This window comes from Pedobacter insulae (assembly GCF_900113525.1).
GTDB lineage: Bacteria > Bacteroidota > Bacteroidia > Sphingobacteriales > Sphingobacteriaceae > Pedobacter > Pedobacter insulae.
This window is the reverse complement of record NZ_FOPP01000002.1, coordinates 286,559-308,138: the sequence shown is the minus strand read 5'-3', so window position 1 is coordinate 308,138 and position 21,580 is coordinate 286,559. Positions and strand designations below refer to the sequence as shown.

Annotated in this window: 23 protein-coding genes; 9 read left to right on the top strand and 14 right to left on the bottom strand. The window is 35.8% G+C overall.

The window, feature by feature from the left end; genetic code table 11:
* Positions 1-10 precede the first annotated feature (10 nt).
* The 6 genes from BM207_RS19005 to BM207_RS04260 form a co-directional block, all read right to left on the bottom strand.
* Positions 11-163: a lmo0937 family membrane protein gene (locus BM207_RS19005; RefSeq protein ID WP_136839575.1), complete on the bottom strand. Its 153-nt coding sequence runs from the start codon at positions 161-163 to the stop codon at positions 11-13.
* A gap of 110 nt (positions 164-273) precedes the next feature.
* The gene (locus tag BM207_RS04280; RefSeq protein WP_008240955.1) at positions 274-495 is read right to left on the bottom strand and encodes a DUF2795 domain-containing protein; all 222 of its coding nucleotides are present in this window, start codon (positions 493-495) and stop codon (positions 274-276) included.
* A gap of 85 nt (positions 496-580) precedes the next feature.
* The gene (locus BM207_RS04275) at positions 581-1,129 is read right to left on the bottom strand and encodes a cob(I)yrinic acid a,c-diamide adenosyltransferase (RefSeq protein WP_090992335.1); all 549 of its coding nucleotides are present in this window, start codon (positions 1,127-1,129) and stop codon (positions 581-583) included.
* Between the two features lie 4 nt (positions 1,130-1,133).
* Positions 1,134-1,892, bottom strand: a complete 759-nt coding sequence (locus BM207_RS04270) for an ABC transporter ATP-binding protein (RefSeq protein ID WP_090992334.1) — start codon at positions 1,890-1,892, stop codon at positions 1,134-1,136.
* A gap of 112 nt (positions 1,893-2,004) precedes the next feature.
* On the bottom strand, positions 2,005-2,301 hold the full coding sequence (gatC, locus tag BM207_RS04265; RefSeq protein WP_090992333.1) for an Asp-tRNA(Asn)/Glu-tRNA(Gln) amidotransferase subunit GatC: 297 nt from the start codon (positions 2,299-2,301) through the stop codon (positions 2,005-2,007).
* Entirely contained in the window at positions 2,298-3,023 is a 726-nt protein-coding gene (locus BM207_RS04260; protein WP_245768021.1) for a lysophospholipid acyltransferase family protein, read from the bottom strand. Before BM207_RS04260 ends, gatC begins: the two co-directional genes overlap by 4 nt.
* A gap of 79 nt (positions 3,024-3,102) precedes the next feature.
* Between BM207_RS04260 and BM207_RS04255 the strand changes: the two genes are divergently transcribed.
* The gene (locus BM207_RS04255; RefSeq protein ID WP_090992331.1) at positions 3,103-4,806 is read left to right on the top strand and encodes an ABC transporter ATP-binding protein; all 1,704 of its coding nucleotides are present in this window, start codon (positions 3,103-3,105) and stop codon (positions 4,804-4,806) included.
* A gap of 7 nt (positions 4,807-4,813) precedes the next feature.
* Here BM207_RS04255 and BM207_RS04250 read toward each other — a convergent pair whose 3' ends face one another.
* On the bottom strand, positions 4,814-5,746 hold the full coding sequence (locus BM207_RS04250; protein ID WP_090992330.1) for a hypothetical protein: 933 nt from the start codon (positions 5,744-5,746) through the stop codon (positions 4,814-4,816).
* 165 nt (positions 5,747-5,911) lie between these two features.
* On the opposite strand from BM207_RS04250, the gene rnr reads away from it, so the two are divergent.
* The 3 genes from rnr to BM207_RS04235 are packed head-to-tail and all read left to right on the top strand — an operon-like array spanning position 5,912 to position 10,202.
* Positions 5,912-8,047 (top strand): ribonuclease R, encoded by a 2,136-nt coding sequence (rnr, locus tag BM207_RS04245; RefSeq protein ID WP_090992329.1) that lies wholly within the window; start codon positions 5,912-5,914, stop codon positions 8,045-8,047.
* A 1-nt stretch (position 8,048) separates the two neighbouring features.
* Positions 8,049-9,236, top strand: a complete 1,188-nt coding sequence (locus BM207_RS04240) for a carboxypeptidase-like regulatory domain-containing protein (protein ID WP_090992328.1) — start codon at positions 8,049-8,051, stop codon at positions 9,234-9,236.
* 3 nt (positions 9,237-9,239) lie between these two features.
* Positions 9,240-10,202 (top strand): polyprenyl synthetase family protein, encoded by a 963-nt coding sequence (locus tag BM207_RS04235; protein WP_090992327.1) that lies wholly within the window; start codon positions 9,240-9,242, stop codon positions 10,200-10,202.
* Positions 10,203-10,261: 59 nt separating this feature from the next.
* On the opposite strand, the gene rpmA is transcribed toward BM207_RS04235, so the two are convergent.
* The gene (rpmA, locus tag BM207_RS04230; protein ID WP_090992326.1) at positions 10,262-10,675 is read right to left on the bottom strand and encodes a 50S ribosomal protein L27; all 414 of its coding nucleotides are present in this window, start codon (positions 10,673-10,675) and stop codon (positions 10,262-10,264) included.
* Between the two features lie 60 nt (positions 10,676-10,735).
* On the bottom strand, positions 10,736-11,047 hold the full coding sequence (gene rplU / locus BM207_RS04225; RefSeq protein ID WP_055133669.1) for a 50S ribosomal protein L21: 312 nt from the start codon (positions 11,045-11,047) through the stop codon (positions 10,736-10,738).
* Positions 11,048-11,314: 267 nt separating this feature from the next.
* Here rplU and BM207_RS19355 point away from each other — a divergent pair, with 267 nt between their 5' ends.
* The 5 genes from BM207_RS19355 (at position 11,315) to BM207_RS04205 (ending at position 16,987) form a co-directional block, all read left to right on the top strand.
* Complete coding sequence (locus tag BM207_RS19355) at positions 11,315-11,443, top strand: hypothetical protein (protein ID WP_262497195.1); 129 nt, start codon at positions 11,315-11,317, stop codon at positions 11,441-11,443.
* Positions 11,444-11,463: 20 nt separating this feature from the next.
* Complete coding sequence (locus BM207_RS04220; protein ID WP_090992325.1) at positions 11,464-12,075, top strand: GLPGLI family protein; 612 nt, start codon at positions 11,464-11,466, stop codon at positions 12,073-12,075.
* An 82-nt stretch (positions 12,076-12,157) separates the two neighbouring features.
* Positions 12,158-13,015: a GLPGLI family protein gene (locus BM207_RS04215; protein WP_090992324.1), complete on the top strand. Its 858-nt coding sequence runs from the start codon at positions 12,158-12,160 to the stop codon at positions 13,013-13,015.
* A gap of 315 nt (positions 13,016-13,330) precedes the next feature.
* The gene (locus BM207_RS04210) at positions 13,331-14,290 is read left to right on the top strand and encodes a GLPGLI family protein (RefSeq protein WP_090992323.1); all 960 of its coding nucleotides are present in this window, start codon (positions 13,331-13,333) and stop codon (positions 14,288-14,290) included.
* A 33-nt stretch (positions 14,291-14,323) separates the two neighbouring features.
* Positions 14,324-16,987, top strand: coding sequence for a TonB-dependent receptor (locus BM207_RS04205; protein WP_090992322.1), 2,664 nt, complete (start codon positions 14,324-14,326; stop codon positions 16,985-16,987).
* A gap of 69 nt (positions 16,988-17,056) precedes the next feature.
* On the opposite strand, the gene BM207_RS04200 is transcribed toward BM207_RS04205, so the two are convergent.
* From BM207_RS04200 to BM207_RS04180, 5 genes are read right to left on the bottom strand one after another with little or no spacing between them, the layout of a single operon-like run.
* Complete coding sequence (locus BM207_RS04200) at positions 17,057-18,523, bottom strand: M56 family metallopeptidase (protein WP_090992321.1); 1,467 nt, start codon at positions 18,521-18,523, stop codon at positions 17,057-17,059.
* A gap of 7 nt (positions 18,524-18,530) precedes the next feature.
* The gene (locus tag BM207_RS04195) at positions 18,531-18,893 is read right to left on the bottom strand and encodes a BlaI/MecI/CopY family transcriptional regulator (protein ID WP_090992320.1); all 363 of its coding nucleotides are present in this window, start codon (positions 18,891-18,893) and stop codon (positions 18,531-18,533) included.
* Between the two features lie 58 nt (positions 18,894-18,951).
* Positions 18,952-19,449: a hypothetical protein gene (locus BM207_RS04190; protein ID WP_090992319.1), complete on the bottom strand. Its 498-nt coding sequence runs from the start codon at positions 19,447-19,449 to the stop codon at positions 18,952-18,954.
* A gap of 9 nt (positions 19,450-19,458) precedes the next feature.
* Positions 19,459-19,971, bottom strand: coding sequence for a hypothetical protein (locus BM207_RS04185; RefSeq protein WP_090992318.1), 513 nt, complete (start codon positions 19,969-19,971; stop codon positions 19,459-19,461).
* Positions 19,968-21,551 carry a dicarboxylate/amino acid:cation symporter gene (locus BM207_RS04180; RefSeq protein ID WP_245768020.1) on the bottom strand — a complete coding sequence of 528 codons (1,584 nt, stop codon included), beginning with the start codon at positions 21,549-21,551 and terminating at the stop codon, positions 19,968-19,970. The genes BM207_RS04185 and BM207_RS04180 overlap by 4 nt, the downstream gene beginning before the upstream one ends.
* Between the last annotated feature and the right edge of the window lie 29 nt (positions 21,552-21,580).

The following is a 21,580-nucleotide window of genomic DNA, read 5'->3' as shown; positions in this document are numbered from 1 at the left end:
GATTGCTATATTAGGCTGCGCCTCTAATCACCCTTAATATGATAGCAATAATTGCAATCACTAATAACGTGTGAATGATACCTCCGGTGTAATAACCACCCAAGAAGCTAATAGCCCAAATAATGACTAATATAACTGCGATTACATAAAGTAGATTTCCCATAATTTTCTAGATTAGTTAATGTTGCTTTTATTTATAACTCATTAACAAAGACTAAGCTAAAATTGTTCTCAAAAAAAAATCCCGATTAAAATCGGGATTAAATGATATGATTAATATTCGTCTTCATTGAAGAAAAAATCATCTTTTGTGGGATAATCTGGCCATATTTCTTCTATTGTTTCGTAAGGCTCACCATCATCTTCTAGTGCTTGTAAATTTTCAATCACCTCAACAGGTGCACCAGAACGTATACCGTAATCAATTAATTCGTCTTTTGTTGCAGGCCAAGGAGCGTCTTCCAAGTGCGATGCAAGTTCTAATGTCCAATACATATTCTTATTATTAAATTATTGCTATTTCTGTTTGCGCAAAAGTATGGTAAAAAAAATGAGCAAAACAAATATTTTTTTCCACTATTTACATCCTAGGTTTCCACACATTTTCAGGCGTCCCACCATCAGCATTAAGTTTCCTTCCCAAAACAAATAAATAATCACTTAATCTGTTTAAATAAATTGTAATATTGCTGTCAACAAAACTCTGTTCAGCTAGGTGAACAGCTGATCTTTCTGCCCTTCTACAAACACAACGAGCTAAATGACAATAAGATACCACAGTACTGCCACCAGGTAAGATAAAATGTTTCAGTTCAGGTAGGGCTTCATTCATCTCATCCATTTCTTTCTCTAACAATGCAATATCATTGTCCCCTAAGTCGGGTATTTTCATTTTAGAACGTTCGGGATCTGATGCCAAAGAAGCACCAATTGTGAATAACCTATCTTGAATTTCTTTTAATATCTGCTGATAGTGAACGGCAATCTGCTGGCACATAATTAAACCGATATAAGAATTTAATTCATCAACCGTTCCATAGGTTTCGATACGGATATGATGCTTAGGAACTCGAGTACCCCCAATGAGTGAGGTTTGCCCCTTATCGCCAGTCTTAGTATATATTTTCAATTTATTAATTTATCTTCTCAAAATCATCACCCTTTGCCTCCAGATTATTCAATCTTGGCGAAACAGTTTTTACATCATCATTTAGATAATCCTTTTCAATTAGCCCATCGCGCATACGTACAATTCGATGAGCATGCTGTGCGATATCTTCCTCATGGGTAACCAGAATAATCGTATTCCCTTTACGATGAATTTCTTCCAGCAGACCCATAATCTCTATTGATGTCTTAGTATCTAAGTTACCAGTTGGCTCATCAGCCAATATAATAGATGGATTATTAATCAACGCTCTTGCAACTGCCACACGTTGGCGCTGCCCACCTGATAATTCATTTGGTTTATGTGTAACACGGTTGCCCAAACCAACATTCTCTAAAGCTTGTGTAGCCCGTTGATCTCTTTCTTTTTTGCTTGCACCGGCATAAATTAATGGCAAAGCCACATTGTCCAATGAAGTAGAACGAGGCAATAGATTAAAAGTTTGAAATACAAACCCAATTTCCTTATTCCTAACTTCGGCTAACTCATTGTCAGTCATCTGACTTACATTGACTCCATTTAAAATATAATCGCCCTTACTAGGTGTATCCAAACAGCCTAAAATATTCATTAATGTAGACTTTCCAGAACCCGACGGTCCCATTAGCGCTACAAATTCGCCCTTACTGATCTCCAAGCTAACTGATTTCAAAGCATGTATAACTTCTGAACCTATGACGTATTTACGGCCTATATCTTTAATGGTAATGAGTGCTTTTTTCATCAGTTGAATTTGTTTTTTTGTTTTTTAGACCAATGTGGCCTAGTCAATGTTACAGTTAACGCTACTTTTTTAGTAACCGAATCCGAATTACCGAAATGTTATTCTTTCTAAACTATTTCGAAGTTTCAATAATTTTAGGAACGTGAAAGAAATGCTCATCATGAATAGCCGCATTCTTAAGACCTTCAGTCGTGGAAATTTCATTTATCACAAAATCTTCGCGCCAAACATTCGGTTTTTCATTCATATATACAAGAGGTCTTACAGCACTTGTATCCAATTCATTAAGCTTCTCCATAAAAGTAAGAATCTTATTCATTTCTACCGTCAATGCATCAACTTCGTTATCTTTAATATCTATTCTTGCTAAGTCAGCAACTTTGTGTACAATAGCGCTATTTATTTTCATCTTTGCAATTTACTGTTAATTTTATTAAACACCTCTTTTCTTAAATCCTCAGCACTCTCAACACCTAATGTACGGGTTGAAATGGGTTCGTGAATATAAATATTTCCAATGCCCGGTCTGGTGCCATGTTTAAAACCGTCGTCCCACATTAATTTCCAAACATTTATGCTGCTAACAGGAACAATCGGAATACTTTTCTCGATGGCCAACCGAAACGGACCGTTCTTAAATTCATGTAGAACGGGCGGATATTGATCATCGATTTTCCCTTCAGGAAATATAATGAGACTCATCCCCTTTTCTAAATTCTCTCCCGCCCTTTTAAAAGCTCTAAAGGCAGAAATCTTGCTTTCCCTTGAGACTGCAATGTCTATTGTTCTAAAAAACATTCCTAACACAGGATTCTTTATTAACTCTTCCTTCCCCATAAAATGAAATCGACCCTTTGCCAAAAGACAAAATAGCACTATATCCAAATTTGATGTATGATTGGCGCAATAGATGTAGGTTTGACTGGAATCAAGCTCCTTTTGAAAATCGAACTTAAAAAACACGCCAGCAATTGCTGTGCATAAAAAAGCATTTAGGGCTCTTAACTTATTAAGTGTCGTATAATACTTTGGGTGCTTAGTAAAAATGAAATATAACGGCGAAAAAAGCAAGAAAAACAATAAGATCCAAAAGATAAAATAGAAATAATGTAGCCGTTTTAGTATGCTCATAATGAATCCAAAATTACATTTTTTTTCTTTGTTCCTTTATCTTTGTTCCAACTCCTTAAAAATATTACCTTAGCGTCTCATGCTAACCGTTAAAGATCTATCCATAAGTTTTTATAACCAAGAAGACAAAACTTGGTTTGAAGCCGTTCATAATGTAAATTTTTCTCTGGCAAAAGGAAAAATTTTAGGCATAGTAGGCGAATCCGGTTCTGGAAAATCTGTTACGTCCTTTTCTATTATGCGCCTGCATGATACAAAAAACACCGCTATTAATGGTGAAGTTGATTTCGAGAAAATCAATCTTTTAAATTTATCACCCGCAGCAATAAGAAACTATAGAGGGAATAAGATTTCGATGATTTTTCAGGAACCAATGACCTCTTTAAACCCTGTATTTACCTGTGGATACCAGGTTCAAGAAGCTATTATACTTCATCAAAACACAGATAAACAAACCGCTAAGCAGCAAACTATTAATTTATTTAAAGAGGTTCAGCTGCCACGACCCGAAAGCATCTTCGATAGTTATCCACATCAACTTTCTGGCGGGCAAAAGCAGCGGGTAATGATCGCTATGGCGCTCAGCTGTAATCCCGAATTGCTTATCGCTGACGAGCCCACTACAGCTTTAGATGTAACTGTTCAGAAAACGATTTTAGAGCTGCTCTTGCGGTTAAAAGAAGAACGTAACATGGGCATGATTTTCATCTCTCATGATTTAGCTGTAATGAGCGAAATAGCTGATGATTTGTTGGTGATGCATAAAGGTCAGATCGTTGAACAAGGGGCTGCAAAACAGCTTTTCGAGAACCCGCAACATCCATATACCAAGGGTTTATTGGCTTGCCGACCAAGTCCACAAAGACTTTTAAAAAAATTACCTGTTGTTGCAGATTTCTTAGAGAAAGATCAAAATGTAGGACTAAAACATCTACTCGAAATAAATAGTTATTCTGACCAGGAAATTCAACAGAGACGGGACAAACTGTATGCACAAAAACCATTGCTCCAAGTTAAGCATCTAAATACTTGGTATCCTATAAAAAATGGGTTATTTGGGAAACCAACTGAATTCATTAAAGCTGTAAATGATATCAGCTTTGAGGTTTTTCCAGGCGAAACTTTAGGCTTAGTTGGAGAATCTGGTTGTGGTAAAACTACGTTAGGGAGAAGTATCTTGAGATTAGTAGAACCCACGTCTGGAAACATCATTTTCAATGACACCGAACTAACAACTTTAAACAAAACAGCACTCACCAAAATGAGGCGGCATGTGCAAATTATATTTCAAGACCCCTATTCTTCTCTAAATCCAAGAGTGACGGTGGGAAATGCAATAATGGAGCCATTAGAAGTGCATAAGGTATTTACCAATGATAATGAACGAAAGGCTCATGTAATCAACCTGCTAGAAAAAGTAAATCTCAAAGCAGAACATTTTAATCGTTATCCACATGAATTTTCTGGTGGTCAACGACAACGAATTGTAATCGCCAGAGCACTGGCATTACAACCCAAATTTATTATTTGTGACGAGTCGGTTTCGGCACTGGATGTTTCGGTTCAGGCACAAGTATTAAATCTATTGAGAGAACTACAAGAAGAGTTCGGGCTTACATACATTTTCATTTCACATGATTTAGCAGTTGTAAAACATATTTCGGATAGAATGATCGTAATGAATAAAGGAAAAATTGAAGAAGAGGGCTTTCCAGAGGTTATTTACCATACACCTACAGCAGAATATACTAAAAAACTCATTGCTGCTATCCCTGGAAAATAACTTCCCACTACCTCTTCCATCTCATAAAGGTGCTCGAAATCCCAAATCTAGCATAGGCATATTTATCCTTAAAGTAAATATTATACGGATCTTCCCCATAATATCCAATTGTAGCCATTAAAAATACATTTTGCATAAAAGGAAAGCTATAATTAGCAGATAATTCCGAATTTAACCGTCTTTTTGGAGCAAAGATGGCATAGTTTGTCAAAGAATTTATCGCATATGAAACTGAACCGTTAAATCTCCACTTCTCCTTTTCTACCTTATTTTTCGAAATATGATATATACGAAATGAAAGGTCATAGTTTATTCTTGTAAATCCATATACTCCTGTTAAAGCGGTTTCGTAGTCAAACCATTTATGCCATTGAAAACCAACTTTGTGATGAAAACCAGCATAATCGCCATTGATTGACCTATTGGTAAAATAACCAAATCGGTAGGCAGCTATTAAATAATTGGTATTAAAATTTCCATCTGTAGTATTAATGCTTCCATCTTTTAATAGCGCTTCTCCGTCTTGCCCATTTGAATGATGAATAAAACTTAGCTCGGCGTATCGATAACGATGGGCGTGTAGCGATAAACGTAAAAATAAACTTCCGCCCAACTTAAAACTAGGTGTCCTAACTCCAGCAGATCGCTCGTTTCTAACACGAACCGTAAAGTCAGGAATGATCGAAAACGCAAGAGGCAAACTTTGTGAAGCTACAACCAAATAATTTGTTGTTAACCTTCCATTAATGATATATTTAGAAGGCGCTCCTATTTCGCCAACGGGCGAAGTATAAGAAAGTTCACTGTTTTCCTTGTAAATTAAAGAATAGGTTAAATTTGCGTTATGTCTTTTTAGAATTACAGAATCTATTTCTTTTGTTTGTGAAAAAACAAGTATTGCATGCAATACAAAAATAGTGAAAAGTATAGGTAGCTTCATTTGATTATGATATACGTTAATTCAAACCCTAGGGTTTTATAAAAATTCTCCTACCTCTGTCTTGACACTATTCCTTAAAATTTACACTATTTAAACCGCTTTCTTTTAAAAAATTCCCTATCCTACCCATACATTTGCTATCTTCGATACCATAGAGGAATAGTTATGGCCAAAAATAAAAATTCGCAGGTAAAACTCGTTTTAACACAAATGATTAGTGATATTTTCGAGAAAAATAAAAATGTTGCGCTTAATCACAAGCAGATTGCATCTAAGTTGAACTTGAAAGACGCGGATTCTGCTAATACCATATTAGAGATCCTCGTAGAGCAAACAAATAAAGGTTTATTTATTAGACCAGAAAGAGGAAAGTTTCGTTTAAAAGACCTTAAAACGTTTGTAACCGGCACAGTGGATATGACCGCAGATGGTTCTGCTTTTATCATTCCCGATGATGAGTTTGAAAAAGATATTTTTGTGGCCCCACGTAAACTGAGAAATGCCTTAGATGGTGATAAAGTAAAAGTTTATGTATTTGCTAAAAAAACCAGCGGTCGCAAAAAAGAAGGTGAAGTTGTCGAAATTATTAGCCGGGCAAAAACAGAGTTTATCGGAGTTGCGAAAATTTCTGAGCGCTTTGCCTTTATTATTCCAGACGACCGTAAAATGTTACATGACATTTTTGTACCGCTTAGCGATTTAAATGGGGCCAAAAATGGCCAGAAAGTTCAAGTATCTATAACGGACTGGCCGGAAGGAGCCAAAAATCCAATTGGTAAAATTATTAATGTTTTAGGTACACAGGGAGAAAACAATACTGAAATGAATGCCATATTGGCCCAGTACGGCTTTCCTTTAAGTTTTCCGGCTGATGTTGAACAAGAAGCTAATGAAATTCCAGAAAATGTAACTGAAATAGAGATTAAAGGCAGAAGAGACTTTAGGGATACGATTACTTTTACAATTGATCCCGCAGATGCTAAAGATTTTGATGACGCGATCTCCTTTAAAAAATTAACGAATGGTAATTATGAGATCGGGGTCCACATTGCTGACGTTTCGCATTATGTAAAACCTAATACCAAATTAGATAAAGAAGCCTATGAGCGCGCCACTTCTGTATATCTGGTGGACAGAGTAATTCCTATGCTTCCAGAACGCTTAAGTAATGGTGTATGTTCATTACGTCCTAATGAAGACAAACTTTGTTTCGCTGCTGTATTTGAGTTAGATGAGCAGGCAAACGTTTTATCTCAATGGTTTGGAAGAACTGTCATCCACTCAAATCGTAGGTTTAGTTACGAAGAGGCACAAGAGGTGATAGAAACTAAACAGGGAGACTTTGCACAAGAAATACTCAAGTTAAATGAGCTGGCTTACATACTGAGAGATAAAAAATTTAAGGAAGGCGCCATTAGCTTTGAAAGCACGGAAGTGAAATTTAAACTTGACGAACATGGCAAACCTACGGGTGTGTATGTTAAGGAAAGGAAAGATGCTCATAAATTGATCGAAGATTATATGTTGTTAGCAAATCGAAAAGTTGCCGAATTCATTGCTAAAAAAGGAAAAGGAAAGCAAAAATATACTTTTGTTTACCGGTCGCATGATACACCAAATTTAGAAAACCTTAATAACTTTGCAGCCTTTGCTTCGCGTTTTGGTTATAAAATTAATATGAAAACCGACAAAGAAATTGCTAAGTCGCTAAATCACTTGATGGACGATGTGGAGGGAAAAAAGGAACAGAACATTCTTACGCAACTAGCTATTCGTTCCATGGCAAAGGCAATTTACACCACTAAAAAAACTAGTCATTACGGTTTAGCATTCGATTATTATACCCATTTCACGTCCCCCATCAGAAGATATCCAGATGTGATGGTCCACCGTTTATTAGCGCTATATCTAGATGGGGGTAAGTCTACTAATGAGGAAGAATATGAAACCGCAAGCTCACATTCATCTGCGATGGAAAAACGAGCTTCCGATGCCGAACGAGCGTCTATCAAATACAAACAAGCAGAATACTTGGAGGATAATGTTGGCAATGTATTTACAGGAATCATATCTGGTGTAACCGAATGGGGTATGTATGTAGAAATTATTGAGAATAAATGCGAGGGAATGATCAGGCTTAGAGATATTACTGATGATTTCTACGTACTTGATGAAAAAAATTATTGTATCATCGGACAACGAAAACACAAGAAGTATCAATTGGGAGACGAAGTGCAAGTGCGCGTTAAAAAAGTAGATCTTTCCAAACGTCAGATCGATTTCTCGTTAATACAAGAATAAAATGAGATCACTGTTGCCCCTTCTGTTAATATTTGCCTCGTCTATTAGCGTTTGTAATGCACAAACTATGCAAGGCAGGATTACAGATGCGAAGACAAGCCTGCCAATCCCGTTTGTTTCGATAGGGATTATCGGCACAAATACAGCAACGGTTACAAATGAAAATGGAGAATTTGTGATTCAGACCGCAAAATTTCCTGCTAAGTTTAGGTTTAGTCATGTGAGCTACCAACAATTTGAAACCACTATTCACAACGAAAAGGTTATACATATTAAACTTGTTCCGGCCGCTATTAGCCTCCGCGAAATAGTAATTAAGCCCAATGAGGGTAAAAATTTATTAAAATCGGCTCTCCTATATGCTAGAGAATATATAGACTCCTCATTTTATGCGAAGGCTTTTTATAGACAACTTACTGCTACAAATAATAAAGCGACTGAAATCCATGAACTATTTTATGATATAGCCTGGAATATAAAACATATACAGGGCTGGGCAGCAACACAGAGTAGATTTGCTGAGTTAAATGATCCCTTTAAATTTTCATTAAGCAACCAATCTTTTTTGACTTTTTCGTATGCCGGCTACCTATTTCCAGATAAGAGAAGAAGATATGTTAGCGTTAAGTATTTAGATGATTATGATATTGAAATAGATCGATATATTGAACAGAAAGATCAAAATATTGCAGTTATTAGCTGCAAATTAAAAAAAACCAGAAAGAATCTCTTCTATGCAAATTCCACCTATTACGTTGGCGTAAAAGACTTGAAAATTTATCGTCTAGAGAACAAAATTTATAATTTGCCGCTCAGCCTCTCCCCGAACCTGAGTTTCAAATTTCCTCCAATTGCGTCCACTATCGCTACTTTCAATGGAAATAATTCTCCTATCCCCATGTTGGAAAGTATTTCAACAAAGGTATATGTAAGTTTATATGCAAATGACCGCGAATTAAATTCTTCTATTAGTTCATTGTTAACAGTATTTGCAATTGACCCCCAATTAAAAGAACAGCGCTTTCAAAATGTAAATAGTAGTATAAAAGACAAAAAAATTATAGAATCCCTGAAATATGATGATGATTTTTGGAGAAACAACCCCATAGTTAAGCAAACAGCTTTAGAAGATAATTTTATTAAATTGATGGAAAGCAAGAATGCTTTCGGTACCATGACTAACCCATAAATAATGCACAACCCAGTACAATTACAAGAAATTATAGAAAAAGCTATTCCGCTAATTAAATACCCAAAACATCCTGCCAACTTATATGAGCCAATACGTTACATCATGAATTTAGGAGGCAAAAGAATTAGGCCAGTGATGGTTTTAATGGCCTCAGAATTATTTAACGACAATGTAACTATAGCACTCGATGTAGCTTTGGCAATTGAAACCTTTCATAATTTCACTTTAGTTCATGATGACATTATGGACAATGCTCCATTACGACGGGGCGCTCAAACAGTACATGAAAGATGGGGAAATAACAACGCTATTTTAAGTGGTGATGTCATGATGGTTGAATCAAACAAGCACTTATCAAAAGTAGCCGTAAATGTACTAAAAGCAGTTTTGGACACATTCAATGCAACAGCACAAGGTGTTTGTGAAGGGCAACAGTTAGACATGGAATTCGAACAGCGAAGTGATGTAAGTATCAGCGAGTACCTAGAAATGATCAGGTTAAAAACTGCTGTTCTGTTAGGAGGAGCCATGAAATTAGGCGCAATTGTTGGAGGTGCTAGTGAGCATAATGCAAACCTCTTATATAATTTCGGAGAGAATTTAGGGGTAGCCTTTCAACTTCAGGATGACATCTTGGATGTTTATGGAAACCCTGAAAAATTTGGGAAACAGGTTGGTGGTGATATTATTGCTAACAAAAAAACCTTCCTACATTTAAAAGCTTTAAAATTAGCTCAAAAGGAAGAAGCTAGCTTATTGTTATCCGAAAATTTTAAACCAGAAATCAAAGTTGGAATGGTTACTAATTTGTATAATAAATACGAAATTAAAGAACTTGCAACTGCCGAAATGGAGAAACACCTGGCTTTAGCAAATGAAGCGCTAGCAGCACTAGAAGTCGAAGATTATAAAAAAACAAACTTTAGGGCACTTGTAAAGCAAATATTGGAAAGGGAGCATTAACCTTTTAAAAAAAAGGCCTCAACAAAACTGCTGAGGCCTTTTTTTTAGTCAAATAAATCCTACTCAGCGGTAGCATCATCAGCTTTCGCTGCTTTTTTAACAGGTGCTGCTTTAGCTTTTTTAGGTGCTGCTGCTTCAGCAACAGACGCATCTTCTACTTTTGCTTTCGGGGCTGCTGCTTTTTTAGCAGCTACAGTCTTAACAGGCGCATCTTCCACTGTAACAGGCAATACTGATACATAAGATTTATTGTCTTGTTTCTTTTTGAAAGTTACGATACCTGGTACTAATGCAAATAAAGTATGATCCTTACCAATACCCACACCCTTATCTGGATGGTGTTTAGTACCACGTTGACGAACGATAATGTTTCCAGCGATAGCCTCTTGACCACCAAAGATCTTGATACCTAGACGCTTGCTATGTGATTCGCGTCCGTTCCTAGAACTACCGGCTCCTTTTTTATGTGCCATTTTTTTATAATTTGTACAATTAGCTAATTAGCTAATTAGTGAATTTACTAATTAATTAAACTACAGAGTGATACTCTCAATCTGGATTTTGGTGAAATACTGGCGGTGACCATTTTTCTTTTTGTAACCTTTTCTACGTTTCTTTTTGAAAACGATTACTTTATCACCTTTTAAATGAGACACGATTTTAGCTGTAACCGATGCACCTTTTACCGCAGGAACTCCCACTGTAATTTTACCACCATTATCAACCAACAATACATTGTCAAATTCAATACTAGCGCCTTCATCTCCCTGTAAACGGTGTACAAAAAGATGCTGGTCTTTTGCAACTTTGAATTGCTGTCCTGCTATATTTACTATTGCGTACATTGTTAAATAATTATTTTTTAAATTGTATATTTTTTATCGAGGTGCAAATATAGAACAAATACTATTCAAACACAAGCGGATAAGGAAAAAAGTTATTTAGAACTTTTAATAACTTAAATATTGAATTTATTTGCATCACCTCTCCCAGCTAAAGTCAGAATCATAGCCTATTACTAAATAAGTGAAATATTATCTTTTTTTTACGAATATTTCGTAGATTTACGGATATGTAGAAATTAATCTTAACAATCAAACCACAAATGAGAAATGAAAACAATCATTAAACTTCTATTCTTCTTATCAGTAATTACTTTAAATTCTTTTGCACAAGATGCAGACAAAGTTTTAGCGAGAGTCCGTTACACGTATTCGAACAATTCAGATACGCTCAAATAAAAAAAACCCACACTGAGAATATGATGCTCTTTATAGGCAAAAATGCCTCATTATATACCAGTTATGACAAAATAAGATTCGAAATTTCCGAAGATCAAAAAAGCCAAGCTCGGGCATTGTCTAGGGCAACGGGTAGTAATGCTCCAACCGTGATTAGAATCGACAGATCGGCGGGCGATTGGCTCACCAAAACAAATCATTTATCATTTGCGAAAGAAAAAAAGTCAATCATAAAAGAAGATATCCTTGGTATGGGTTATTTGATTAATGAAACTCTACCTGAGCTTAAATGGAAGATTACAAAAGATACGATTACACTTTCTGGCGTTGTCTGTCAAAAAGCAATGACTAAACTTGATGAAAAAAATTGGACAGCATGGTTTGCGCCTAACTTGCCTTTTCAAAGTGGGCCTTGGAAATTACAAGGACTACCTGGGTTAATACTAGAAGCTTATGATGAAAATAAAGATACGTATTTTCAATTTGCTGGTTTCGAAACAGCGAGAGATGGCGATTTTAAAAGAACAACAGACATTCGGACAAAACCTGGCGTAAGTCCTGGAGCCATTAACACGCTAAATTACCCACTTATCGCATGTCAACTACCACTAGAAAAGAGTTCGACAAACTAAAAGCTGCTTATGAAAAAGACCCAAAAGGTTTCAGCAAAACTCAGTTCGGATTTTAATTTATACTTAACAACCTTAAAATTAAATGAAAACTATATTAATTACCAGTGCAGCAATTTTTATATCAGTAAATACGTATTCACAAAAAGGTGATCCCGTTTTGGCAAGAGTACGATATACGTATACAAATAAAAGCGATACGCTCACGAATGAAAAACCCCGTATCGAAAACATGTTATTGTTTTTCGGAAAAAATACATCCTTATACACAAGCTATGATAAAATAAGGCACGAAATCTCTGAAGAACAAAAATTTTGGGCGATGATTGAAAGTGGCGCAGGCAAAGGCAATGGTGTATTTGTAGTAGATGATAGTAACAGTAAATGGATGACCACCACCTCCTACTCCTTCTTTGTTAAAGAGAACAAGCTATTTACCAAAGAGATGTTTTTTTATCGCAGCTACCTTGTTGAAGAAACACCTCCAATAATAGACTGGAAATTAAGCAAAGACACACTTAGCTTCTCGGGGTTAACTTGTCAAAAAGCAACCGCAAATTTCGAGGGCAAGAACTGGACTGTATGGTATGCACAAAGCGTTCCTTTTCCTGGAGGGCCATGGAAATTGAATGGTTTACCCGGATTAATCATTGAAGCCTACGATACAAATAAAGACATCTATTTTAAGTTTGCAGGGATGGAAAATGCAAAAATTGGTGATCATGTTCGTGATCGCGATGTCACAAAACAACCGGGCGCAAGTCCAAGCACCTACAACTCAATCGACCAAGCAATTGGCCGCGATGTTGGCAATGCGTATTTCGAAAACATTATTCGCTTACCCATCGGAGCAGTTAAAATTTCGAAAAGCCAAATGGAAAAATTCAAGGAGGCTTTCAAAAAAGACCCCAAAGGTTTTAACAAAGCGTTATCGGGAAATTAGTACTCCATTCTTAGCAGAGATAAGGAAATCATTCACAAACGTTAAGAACCACAACCAACTCACCGGACTTCCTACAGTTGCCAATATGAAAACAAGATATACATATATTAATACGAAAGACACTATCAAAGAGAAAAAAAACGGGTTTTAGTCCAAGAAACAATACCACTACTAAATTGAAAAATATGAGACGTCACTAACTGTCTTTGAGATAGTGAAATTCTATACGTTAAAAAATGTTAAATTGGTTCTTGAATTACGAATTATTCGTAGATTTACGATTAATTAATTGTTTATAATCAACCATAACACAACATGAAAACATTTTTTACCTCAATTATTGCCATTGTAATTACCACAAGTTCTTTTGCACAAAACCCCGACAAAGCATTAGCTAGAGTAAGGTATTCCTTTAGTCATATCCAAGACACTACTCAAAAAGACAAACCATATACTGAAAACATGTTATTAGTGATTGGGAAAAATGCTTCCGTATATACTAGCTATGATAAAATAAATCGTAACCTTGAAATGGAGAGACAAATTCAAGAACAGCTTAAAAATCAAGCTGGAAGCGGGTCAATGAAGATTACAATAGGCTCCCCTTTAGCACCAAATAAGCAAACTAATCCATTAGATTATTTTTTCTTTGCAAGTGAAAACAAATTCTTTACTAAAGAACGCATATTTAATAACTATTTAGTGGAAGAAGAGGCCCCTAAGATAAATTGGAAAATTACAAAAGATACTGCTAATTTCTCTGGCGTAAAGTGCCAAAAGGCAATTGCTAACTTTAAAGGCAGAACCTGGACGGCATGGTTTGCCCCTGATATGCCTTTCCAAAGCGGTCCTTGGAAATTAAATGGTCTTCCAGGGTTAATTATTGAAGCAGTTGACCAAACTGGAACTGTGAAATTTCAGTTTGCTGGCATCGATGATGTGAAAACCGAGGAAACAAAAACGCCGGAGAAAGAAGGGCCAAAAATCTTAACACCGGGAGGTGGGGCAATGCCGATGGCTAGTATTATGGGTATGGACGGGAACTCATATCTCGGAGCTGAAATTAAACTCCCAACCGATGCTATTAAAACCAATAAAAAAGAATTAGACAAACTTAAAGCCGCAAGAGATAAGAACCCTCAGGGCTTTATGAATGCACAAATGGCCTCTCAGGGTATTCAAATGGGTGTAAGCAGAACAGCAAAAGTGGTCACAAACAGTGATGTAAAAAAAATCGTGATAAATAATCCGATTGAACTTCCTGAAACGAAATAAGTTAAATTTTTAACTGCAAAACCAAACACACAAATGAAAAAACAATATATAGTTACTTTACTTTTCTTTTTGATAGGTGTCCCATCTCTATTCGCCCAAAAACAAATAAAAGGAAAAGTAAAAGATGCGAAGGGCGCCCCAATCGTATCTGCAAATATTAATTTAAAGGACAAAGAAGGAAGTATCTTAAGTTTTACCAGAACCAATGCTAAAGGAGAATTTACACTTTCATTTACAGAAGATACAAAGGATATCACACTTGAGGCAACCATCATCGGTTTTGCAAAAAAAATAGTTAGCGTAACCGAATTAAACAAAACTTACGATTTAACCTTAGAAGAGGAGCAGATTAATCTAAAAACCGTTGTGGTTAAAAATAGACCTTCACTAGCGGTAAACGGGGATACTTTAAGCTATAAAACATCAGATTTCGCCGACAAGCAAGACAGGAGTATAGGCGATGTATTAAAGAAAATGCCAGGTATTGAAGTTGCAGAAAATGGAAAGATAACCTATAATGGAAAAGGGATTTCTGCATTATACCAAGACGGTGATAATTTATTGGACGACAAATACAGTATCGGTACGAAAGCCATCCCCCACGCTGCAGTTGACAAAGTACAGGTGATAGAAAATGATCAACCCATTAAAATGCTCCGAAAAAATAACATGAGCGACGACGTAGCAATAAACCTGGTGATTAAAGATGAAGCAAAACTTAAGGTCATGGGAGATATAAAAGCAGGACTTGGAACTCCGAGTCGGTTCGATAGCGAAGCTAATGCCATGCTGTTTAAGAAGAAGATAAAATTTATCAATAATATTAAGGGGAACAATATTGGAATAGATCCCGGAAATGACCTTACTTCTTTTAATATGTCTGACTATATGAGGAGAATTGATAATGATAAACCTGGAAGCTTTCTTTCGGCCGGTGCCGCCGGTGTGCCCACGCTTCCACAAAATAGATCATTGTTCAATAAAGCAGGTTTAACTAACTTAAATAATCTCTTTAAATTAAATAAAGATTTACAGATTAGAGCTAATGTTTCTTATTTATACGATAAAAGGAACCAGGAATACAATAAATTTTCCGAAACGTACTTACCGGAGCAAACTATTCGTTACACCGAATTACAGGAAAACATCATTAATCCCCAGAAATTTCAGTCAAAGATTAATATCAATTCAAACGCCGAAATGTATTATTTGAATAACAATTTTATTGTGGATTATGCTCCAAATAAAATTAATTCTAACGTAGTCATCAATGGTACTGGGGCAGGACAGTCGCTCTCTCAAAAAACCTTCGACATATCTAATGAGTTTAACTATAGAAAGAGACTAAAATCAGAAAATACGATAAATTTATATTCTTACTTAAATCGTTCAACTCAGCCCGAAGTTCTAAATATCAGACCTGGCTTAAATGAGGATATTTTAAACAATGGAACTCCTTTCGCAGGATTGGACCAATATGTTAAATTACCTTCATGGTATACCAATAACTATATGTCATTCGGCTTGGTGAACGGAAAATTCACACAATCTTATCGAACTGGTTTCAATTTGCAGCATCAACAATTAAACTCAGAATTATATCGTATACAGAATAATCAAACCACTGAATTAATCTCATCTGAAATGACCAATAATTTAGAATGGCTAAAAGGCAAAGTCTATATAGATGGATCTTATGAATATAGTGGCGAAAAATTAAAGACAAGTTTAAGCTTACCTTTAAGCTATCAAAGCATTTCGTATAACGACCCATCAAAAGGTGTCGATAAAAAGCTGAACAAAGTATTTTTAAATCCTTCATTTAGCGCGAAATATCAAACGAGCCCTGAAAATTACGTATCCGCTAATTATTCTTTCAGAAATGAATTAGGTGGCTTGGATGATGTTTATACAGGAACGATCTTAAAAAATTATCGATCGCTCTTTGCCAATAATGCGCCTATCTCTGAACGCAAAACCCATGGTATGGGAGCAGCTTTCAACTTCCGAAGAGCCATGCAGATGTTCTTTTTTAATGCTGGCATTAATTATTCAAACACGACCCTAAACACTATTTCTTCTTTTACGTTAAGTAATAATATTCAACAACGTGTGGTGTTACCTTTAGAAAATCATGTGAAATCACTTTCCGGTCAGGCCAATGCCAGCAAGTATCTTTTTAGCTTAAGAAGTACAATTAACGCTGGATTTAGTTATACAAACAGTCAATTCGATCAACTTCAGAACAATAGGTTACTCCCTTTCGATTCTAAAACGATGGCTTATAAAGCTGGTATCGATTCTAAAATCACTAATTTTATGACCTGGTCTTATACAGCTAATTATTCGGTTACAGCGAATAGATTGGTTAATGCAAATGCTGTAAAAACGAATTATCAGCAAATTAGACAGCAATCAAACTTAACATTTACGGCATTTAAAAGTGTGTTTATGAAAATTTCGGCCGAACACATGTACACTAAACAATCGAGCCAGAGCGATTTAAGCTATCTATTTGCAGATTTTAACATGCGGTACAAATTCACTAAACTTAAAACAGATTTAGAATTTGGCGTAACCAATTTAGCAAATATTAAGAAATTTGAAGCGATTAACATATCGGCCAATGCTTTAACTAACGGAACTTATTATATTCCAGGACGAGTGGCAATGTTAAAAGCTACCTTTAATTACTAATATTAATAAACCAAATAATAGTTAAATGATGACCCTTAGGCTGTAAAAGGCTTAAGGGTTTTTTGGTAATTACTCCTTGATTTTTTTACCCACTAAAATTAACTTAGTTGTTTTGCTCGGAGCCCTTTCTATAAGAACCGATTTTATATCTTCGGGACTGATTTTACGAAGCTCCTCTTCAGTAATTTGCCTACCATTAAATTGAATTACCGATTTACCTCCGCCAACATTCGCACTATCGGCCAGCTTCATGGATTTACCTTTCGTTGCATATCCCTGAACAATTACCTCATTTAAATTATGATCATCAGTATTCGGAAATGGCATACCCGGCTTTCTTAGGGCAATTTTAATATTTTCTATTTTGGTCGTGCCATTCGCGTACACAGAGTCAGGGTTAACCCTCATTCCTCTTACAATGCCCTTCAACGCCACCGAACTTGGCACACTTCTTTCTAATCGGATCCCTTCCGGTAAATCTTGTAATATCTTTACCGAATCATTGTCCAAAGTGATTGTGGTTATCACATAGTGAAAGATTTTCACCGTATCCTTTGGTGTTACACTTAATTCCTTTGGAAAAATTTTGGCCTTTGGTTCCTTACGTTCGATTTTCGAAACTTCTTCTTTAAGCAGATCTACTTTTACCAATGCCTTAGTTAGCGGGTTTAGATGCTCTTTTAATTCTCTTTTATTTACCGTAAAGGCTAAAGTAGTGATCAATAAAATGGGTAGTACAAATGCGTAAATTATTAACTTCTTTGGTGAGGAACGTTTTGTGTTCATCATTTTGATCCGCTTTTTTAAATCTGATAGATTAAAATTATTAACTAATCCCACACTAGCTTGCAAACTACCAACGCCTAATAAACTGTACTGATAAGCCTTTTTGTCCACCCCTTTTTTAACGATTCTTGCATCGGTAATGAACTCTATATTCTCTTTAATTGCCTTTTTCATTAACCAAATACCTGGATTAAACCAATAAAAAACGACACTAATTTCGGCTAGAATAATATCTAAAGTATGCCACTCCTTAACATGAACCTGTTCGTGGGCCAAAATGGTATCCAATTCGTTCGCAGAATGGATATTGGGATTAATATATACAGTTTGCCAGAAAGAAAATGGACTAACCTGACCCTCCAAAATTCGAACATTTAGGTTTCGAACTGCTCCTGGCTTTGAACGCCTATGGACACGATACAAAGAAAAAAATTGAGCAATTAAGCGCATGGCCATAAACAAGACGCCGACATAAAAAATCACAACTACGATTTGCCAATAATCGACTATCCCAGCATCGCGAACAAACTGATTAACATCAATTGTTGGCATCATAGCAATTTGTTCTTGCCGATTCAAAAAATTAGTTAGATCGATAAATGGATAAACGGTTGAAAAAATTATTCCTATTACTAAAAATGCACGATTTACTGTATAAAATGTTAACCTACGTAAAACTAGATAATAAGCCGCAGCAAAAAGCAGCAAAACCAAGTTTATTTTAAAAAGCACCAATATTAGCTCGGGCATAACTATACTATTTATCTGGACTTTCGATCAAATCGATAATTTCCTTCAATTCCTCTGCGCTTATTTTTTTATCCTTCGCAAAAAAAGCAACGAGTTCTTTGTAGGAACTTTGAAAATAATTATCCACAAAACCAGTCATGAAACGCTTTTTGTAGTCACTTTCTTTTACCTTAGCACTATATCGATAGGCATTAGCAAATTTCTCACTTTTAAGAAAGCCCTTACGCTCTAAATTTTTAATGGTAGAGGCTAAAGTAGTATATGGAGGTGCAGGATCTGGCATAACATCCATAAAATCCTTAATAAAACCCTTACCTACCTGCCAAACAGCAAGCATTGCTTCTTCCTCCTGTATTGTTAATTTTTCCATATTTACGATTCAATCGTAAAGTTACGACTTAAACGTTGATTTAGCAAATATTTTATACTTAATGATACCTTGTTTCAGCCTCATTTATAGTTTGTTGTATTAATTCAACAATTCTCATAGCAGAATCAAGCAACTGAGGATCTTGATCAAAATCACTATATATGGTAATTTTTTTAGACTTTTGTTCGTAGTTAAATTGTAGTTCATAAACTGGCGAATTACCCTTTGAATTGGGTTTTCCAACAATATTGGGAAGCTCCCATAAACCGAGCTCATTGATCTTGTTATGAATAAAAATAATATCGTTTGTACGCAATTTAACGCGGGTTTCAATAAGGGAGTCTCTATTGTTCAGATAATGATAGCTCCCATCACTTGAAAGGTATGCATTTTCTAAATTGCTACTAGTCCCCCATTTAAAAGTGAAAGATTTGAAGCTAGCGACGGTATAAGGCGCTTTTTTGAGACTGATGAAATAATAACTTACAATAACGGCACTTACAATTATAGCAAATGTTGCAACCAGCGATAAATTCTGTTTAATTTTGAAAGTCATAACCGTTATTTAATTGGCCAATTGACGTTTTTGTTCAGTATCGATAATAAGTTGTTCAATCACCTTTTGCATTTGCGCCGCAGCACTTCTCATTCTGTCGTTTCGATCATAATTGCTTAAAAAAAGAACAGATTTTGTGGCATCTTTATAAACAAACTTCATATCATAACGTAAAATCTTCCGATTGTTCAGATCAGCCTCAACATTTGCTAGTACAGAAGGTAAATTCCAAAACCCTTGGACATCGGCAATACTATCAAGATTTTTGAAGTCAGCATTCGATAGCTTTACATTTGTTATAATTAATGAATCTCTGTCATTATGATATTTGAATTCCCCTGTTAATGAATTATAACTATTCTCTAAATCAGGTTCGACTCCCCATTTATATTCAAAAGACACGAAATCTTTAGCCTTAAAATTGGCATACCTAAACTTTTCCTGATAGTAAACGATGCAATAAATTAAAAATGGAATTACTACTGTTAAAATTAAAAATATCTCTTTACCTCTTGAACTCATATATTAATTTCCGCTGTTTCTTCACTATTTGGATCAAATTCACCTTCCCATTTGGCAATCACCACAGAAGCCAAGCAGTTACCGATAACGTTCACTGAGGTTCTTGCCATATCCATCAGTTCATCAATTCCTAAAATGATAAAAATTGGCCACGTTGGTAGTCCAAATGACGCCGCTGTACCTAGTAATATTACAAGGGACGCTCTAGGCACTCCAGCAACTCCCTTGCTGGTTAACATTAACGTAAACACAATGATCAGTTGATGTCCTATAGAAAGATCAATATTTGCCGCCTGGGCAACAAAAATTGAAGCTAAGGCCAAATAAAGTGTGGTACCGTCTAGATTGAAACTATATCCAGTAGGCATTACAAAAGCTACGATTTTACGCGGAACCCCAATACTGACCATCGCTTCCATCGCACGCGGCAACGCAGCTTCCGAACTTGTAGTGGCAAATGCAATCGATACAGGTTCGGCAATTGCTTTAATAAACTTCCGAATAGGAAGCTTGATAATTAACGCAACCGGAACAAATACCAGCAAAATAAAAACAGTTAACGCCACATATAGCGTAAGCAAAAGCTGAAATAAGTTAACAAGGACCCCGAGTCCCATATGACCTACCGTATAAGCCATGGCCGCTCCAACACCTATCGGCGCAAAAAACATTACGATGTTCGTAAACTTAAACATAGTTTCCGATAAACTCTCCGTAAGGCCTAATAAAGGCTTACGCTGCGCCATAGGAACCATAATCAATGCAATACCGAATAATACACTGAAAATGACAATTTGTAACACATCCCCACCTGCCATCGACTTGACAATACTATCTGGAAAAATATGTAGAATAACCTCCTTAGCTGTTTGAGCTTCAACCTTTGGTATTTCTTGAATAACTGCATCAGCTTGTTTAATACCCACTCCTGCCTTGCTAATGTTAATGGCGGCAAGACCAATGAAAAGCGCGATGGTAGTTACAATTTCAAAATACAACAATGATTTCCATCCCATTCTACCCACTTGCTTAATATCTGAGTGACCAGCAATGCCATAAACTAACGTAGCAAACAGTAGCGGAGCTATAATCACCTTAATCAACTTTAAGAAAATCTGACTAAATATTTGCAAACTTTGACCGAAGAATGGAAAATCGTGCCCAATTGAAATACCTACCAGCAAGGAAACCAAAATCCAAAAAGTAAGCGTCTTTTTAACAAAGCCATAAAAGACAATTATTCCTAGTAATACCCATCTTAATACGTAGAAAAACTGCTCTATCGCAACAGTCATATTAAGACCAAAATCAAACTGTGCATTTAAAAAAAGAAGGGCGTTATAAGATAAAAAGGAAATTAACAACAGCGAAAAAACGCCAACCATTAATTTCTTAGGTAAAAAATACAATAACAAACCACCAATACCTAAACAATAAAGTGGCAGATAATCCGAAATCATCAATGCATCAGCCGAGTCCTTCCCTCCATTAAGCACTTGAGAAACCCCAAGTAAGTTAATCAACACAGCTAATAAAAAAACGCAGCAAACTGCGATAAACATAGGTTTGTTTCTTGTCATAAAATGATTTGGTTAAATACAAAAGTAAT

Coding starts and splice junctions, on each gene's coding strand:
- BM207_RS19005 (WP_136839575.1), bottom strand. CDS start 163: ATGGGAAATCTACTTTATGTAATCGCAGTTATATTAGTCATTATTTGG.
- BM207_RS04280 (WP_008240955.1), bottom strand. CDS start 495: ATGTATTGGACATTAGAACTTGCATCGCACTTGGAAGACGCTCCTTGG.
- BM207_RS04270 (WP_090992334.1), bottom strand. CDS start 1,892: ATGAAAAAAGCACTCATTACCATTAAAGATATAGGCCGTAAATACGTC.
- gatC (WP_090992333.1), bottom strand. CDS start 2,301: ATGAAAATAAATAGCGCTATTGTACACAAAGTTGCTGACTTAGCAAGA.
- BM207_RS04260 (WP_245768021.1), bottom strand. CDS start 3,023: ATGAGCATACTAAAACGGCTACATTATTTCTATTTTATCTTTTGGATC.
- BM207_RS04255 (WP_090992331.1), top strand. CDS start 3,103: ATGCTAACCGTTAAAGATCTATCCATAAGTTTTTATAACCAAGAAGAC.
- BM207_RS04250 (WP_090992330.1), bottom strand. CDS start 5,746: ATGAAGCTACCTATACTTTTCACTATTTTTGTATTGCATGCAATACTT.
- rnr (WP_090992329.1), top strand. CDS start 5,912: ATGGCCAAAAATAAAAATTCGCAGGTAAAACTCGTTTTAACACAAATG.
- BM207_RS04240 (WP_090992328.1), top strand. CDS start 8,049: ATGAGATCACTGTTGCCCCTTCTGTTAATATTTGCCTCGTCTATTAGC.
- BM207_RS04235 (WP_090992327.1), top strand. CDS start 9,240: ATGCACAACCCAGTACAATTACAAGAAATTATAGAAAAAGCTATTCCG.
- rpmA (WP_090992326.1), bottom strand. CDS start 10,675: ATGGCACATAAAAAAGGAGCCGGTAGTTCTAGGAACGGACGCGAATCA.
- rplU (WP_055133669.1), bottom strand. CDS start 11,047: ATGTACGCAATAGTAAATATAGCAGGACAGCAATTCAAAGTTGCAAAA.
- BM207_RS19355 (WP_262497195.1), top strand. CDS start 11,315: ATGAAAACAATCATTAAACTTCTATTCTTCTTATCAGTAATTACTTTA.
- BM207_RS04220 (WP_090992325.1), top strand. CDS start 11,464: ATGATGCTCTTTATAGGCAAAAATGCCTCATTATATACCAGTTATGAC.
- BM207_RS04215 (WP_090992324.1), top strand. CDS start 12,158: ATGAAAACTATATTAATTACCAGTGCAGCAATTTTTATATCAGTAAAT.
- BM207_RS04210 (WP_090992323.1), top strand. CDS start 13,331: ATGAAAACATTTTTTACCTCAATTATTGCCATTGTAATTACCACAAGT.
- BM207_RS04205 (WP_090992322.1), top strand. CDS start 14,324: ATGAAAAAACAATATATAGTTACTTTACTTTTCTTTTTGATAGGTGTC.
- BM207_RS04200 (WP_090992321.1), bottom strand. CDS start 18,523: ATGCCCGAGCTAATATTGGTGCTTTTTAAAATAAACTTGGTTTTGCTG.
- BM207_RS04195 (WP_090992320.1), bottom strand. CDS start 18,893: ATGGAAAAATTAACAATACAGGAGGAAGAAGCAATGCTTGCTGTTTGG.
- BM207_RS04190 (WP_090992319.1), bottom strand. CDS start 19,449: ATGACTTTCAAAATTAAACAGAATTTATCGCTGGTTGCAACATTTGCT.
- BM207_RS04185 (WP_090992318.1), bottom strand. CDS start 19,971: ATGAGTTCAAGAGGTAAAGAGATATTTTTAATTTTAACAGTAGTAATT.
- BM207_RS04180 (WP_245768020.1), bottom strand. CDS start 21,551: ATGACAAGAAACAAACCTATGTTTATCGCAGTTTGCTGCGTTTTTTTA.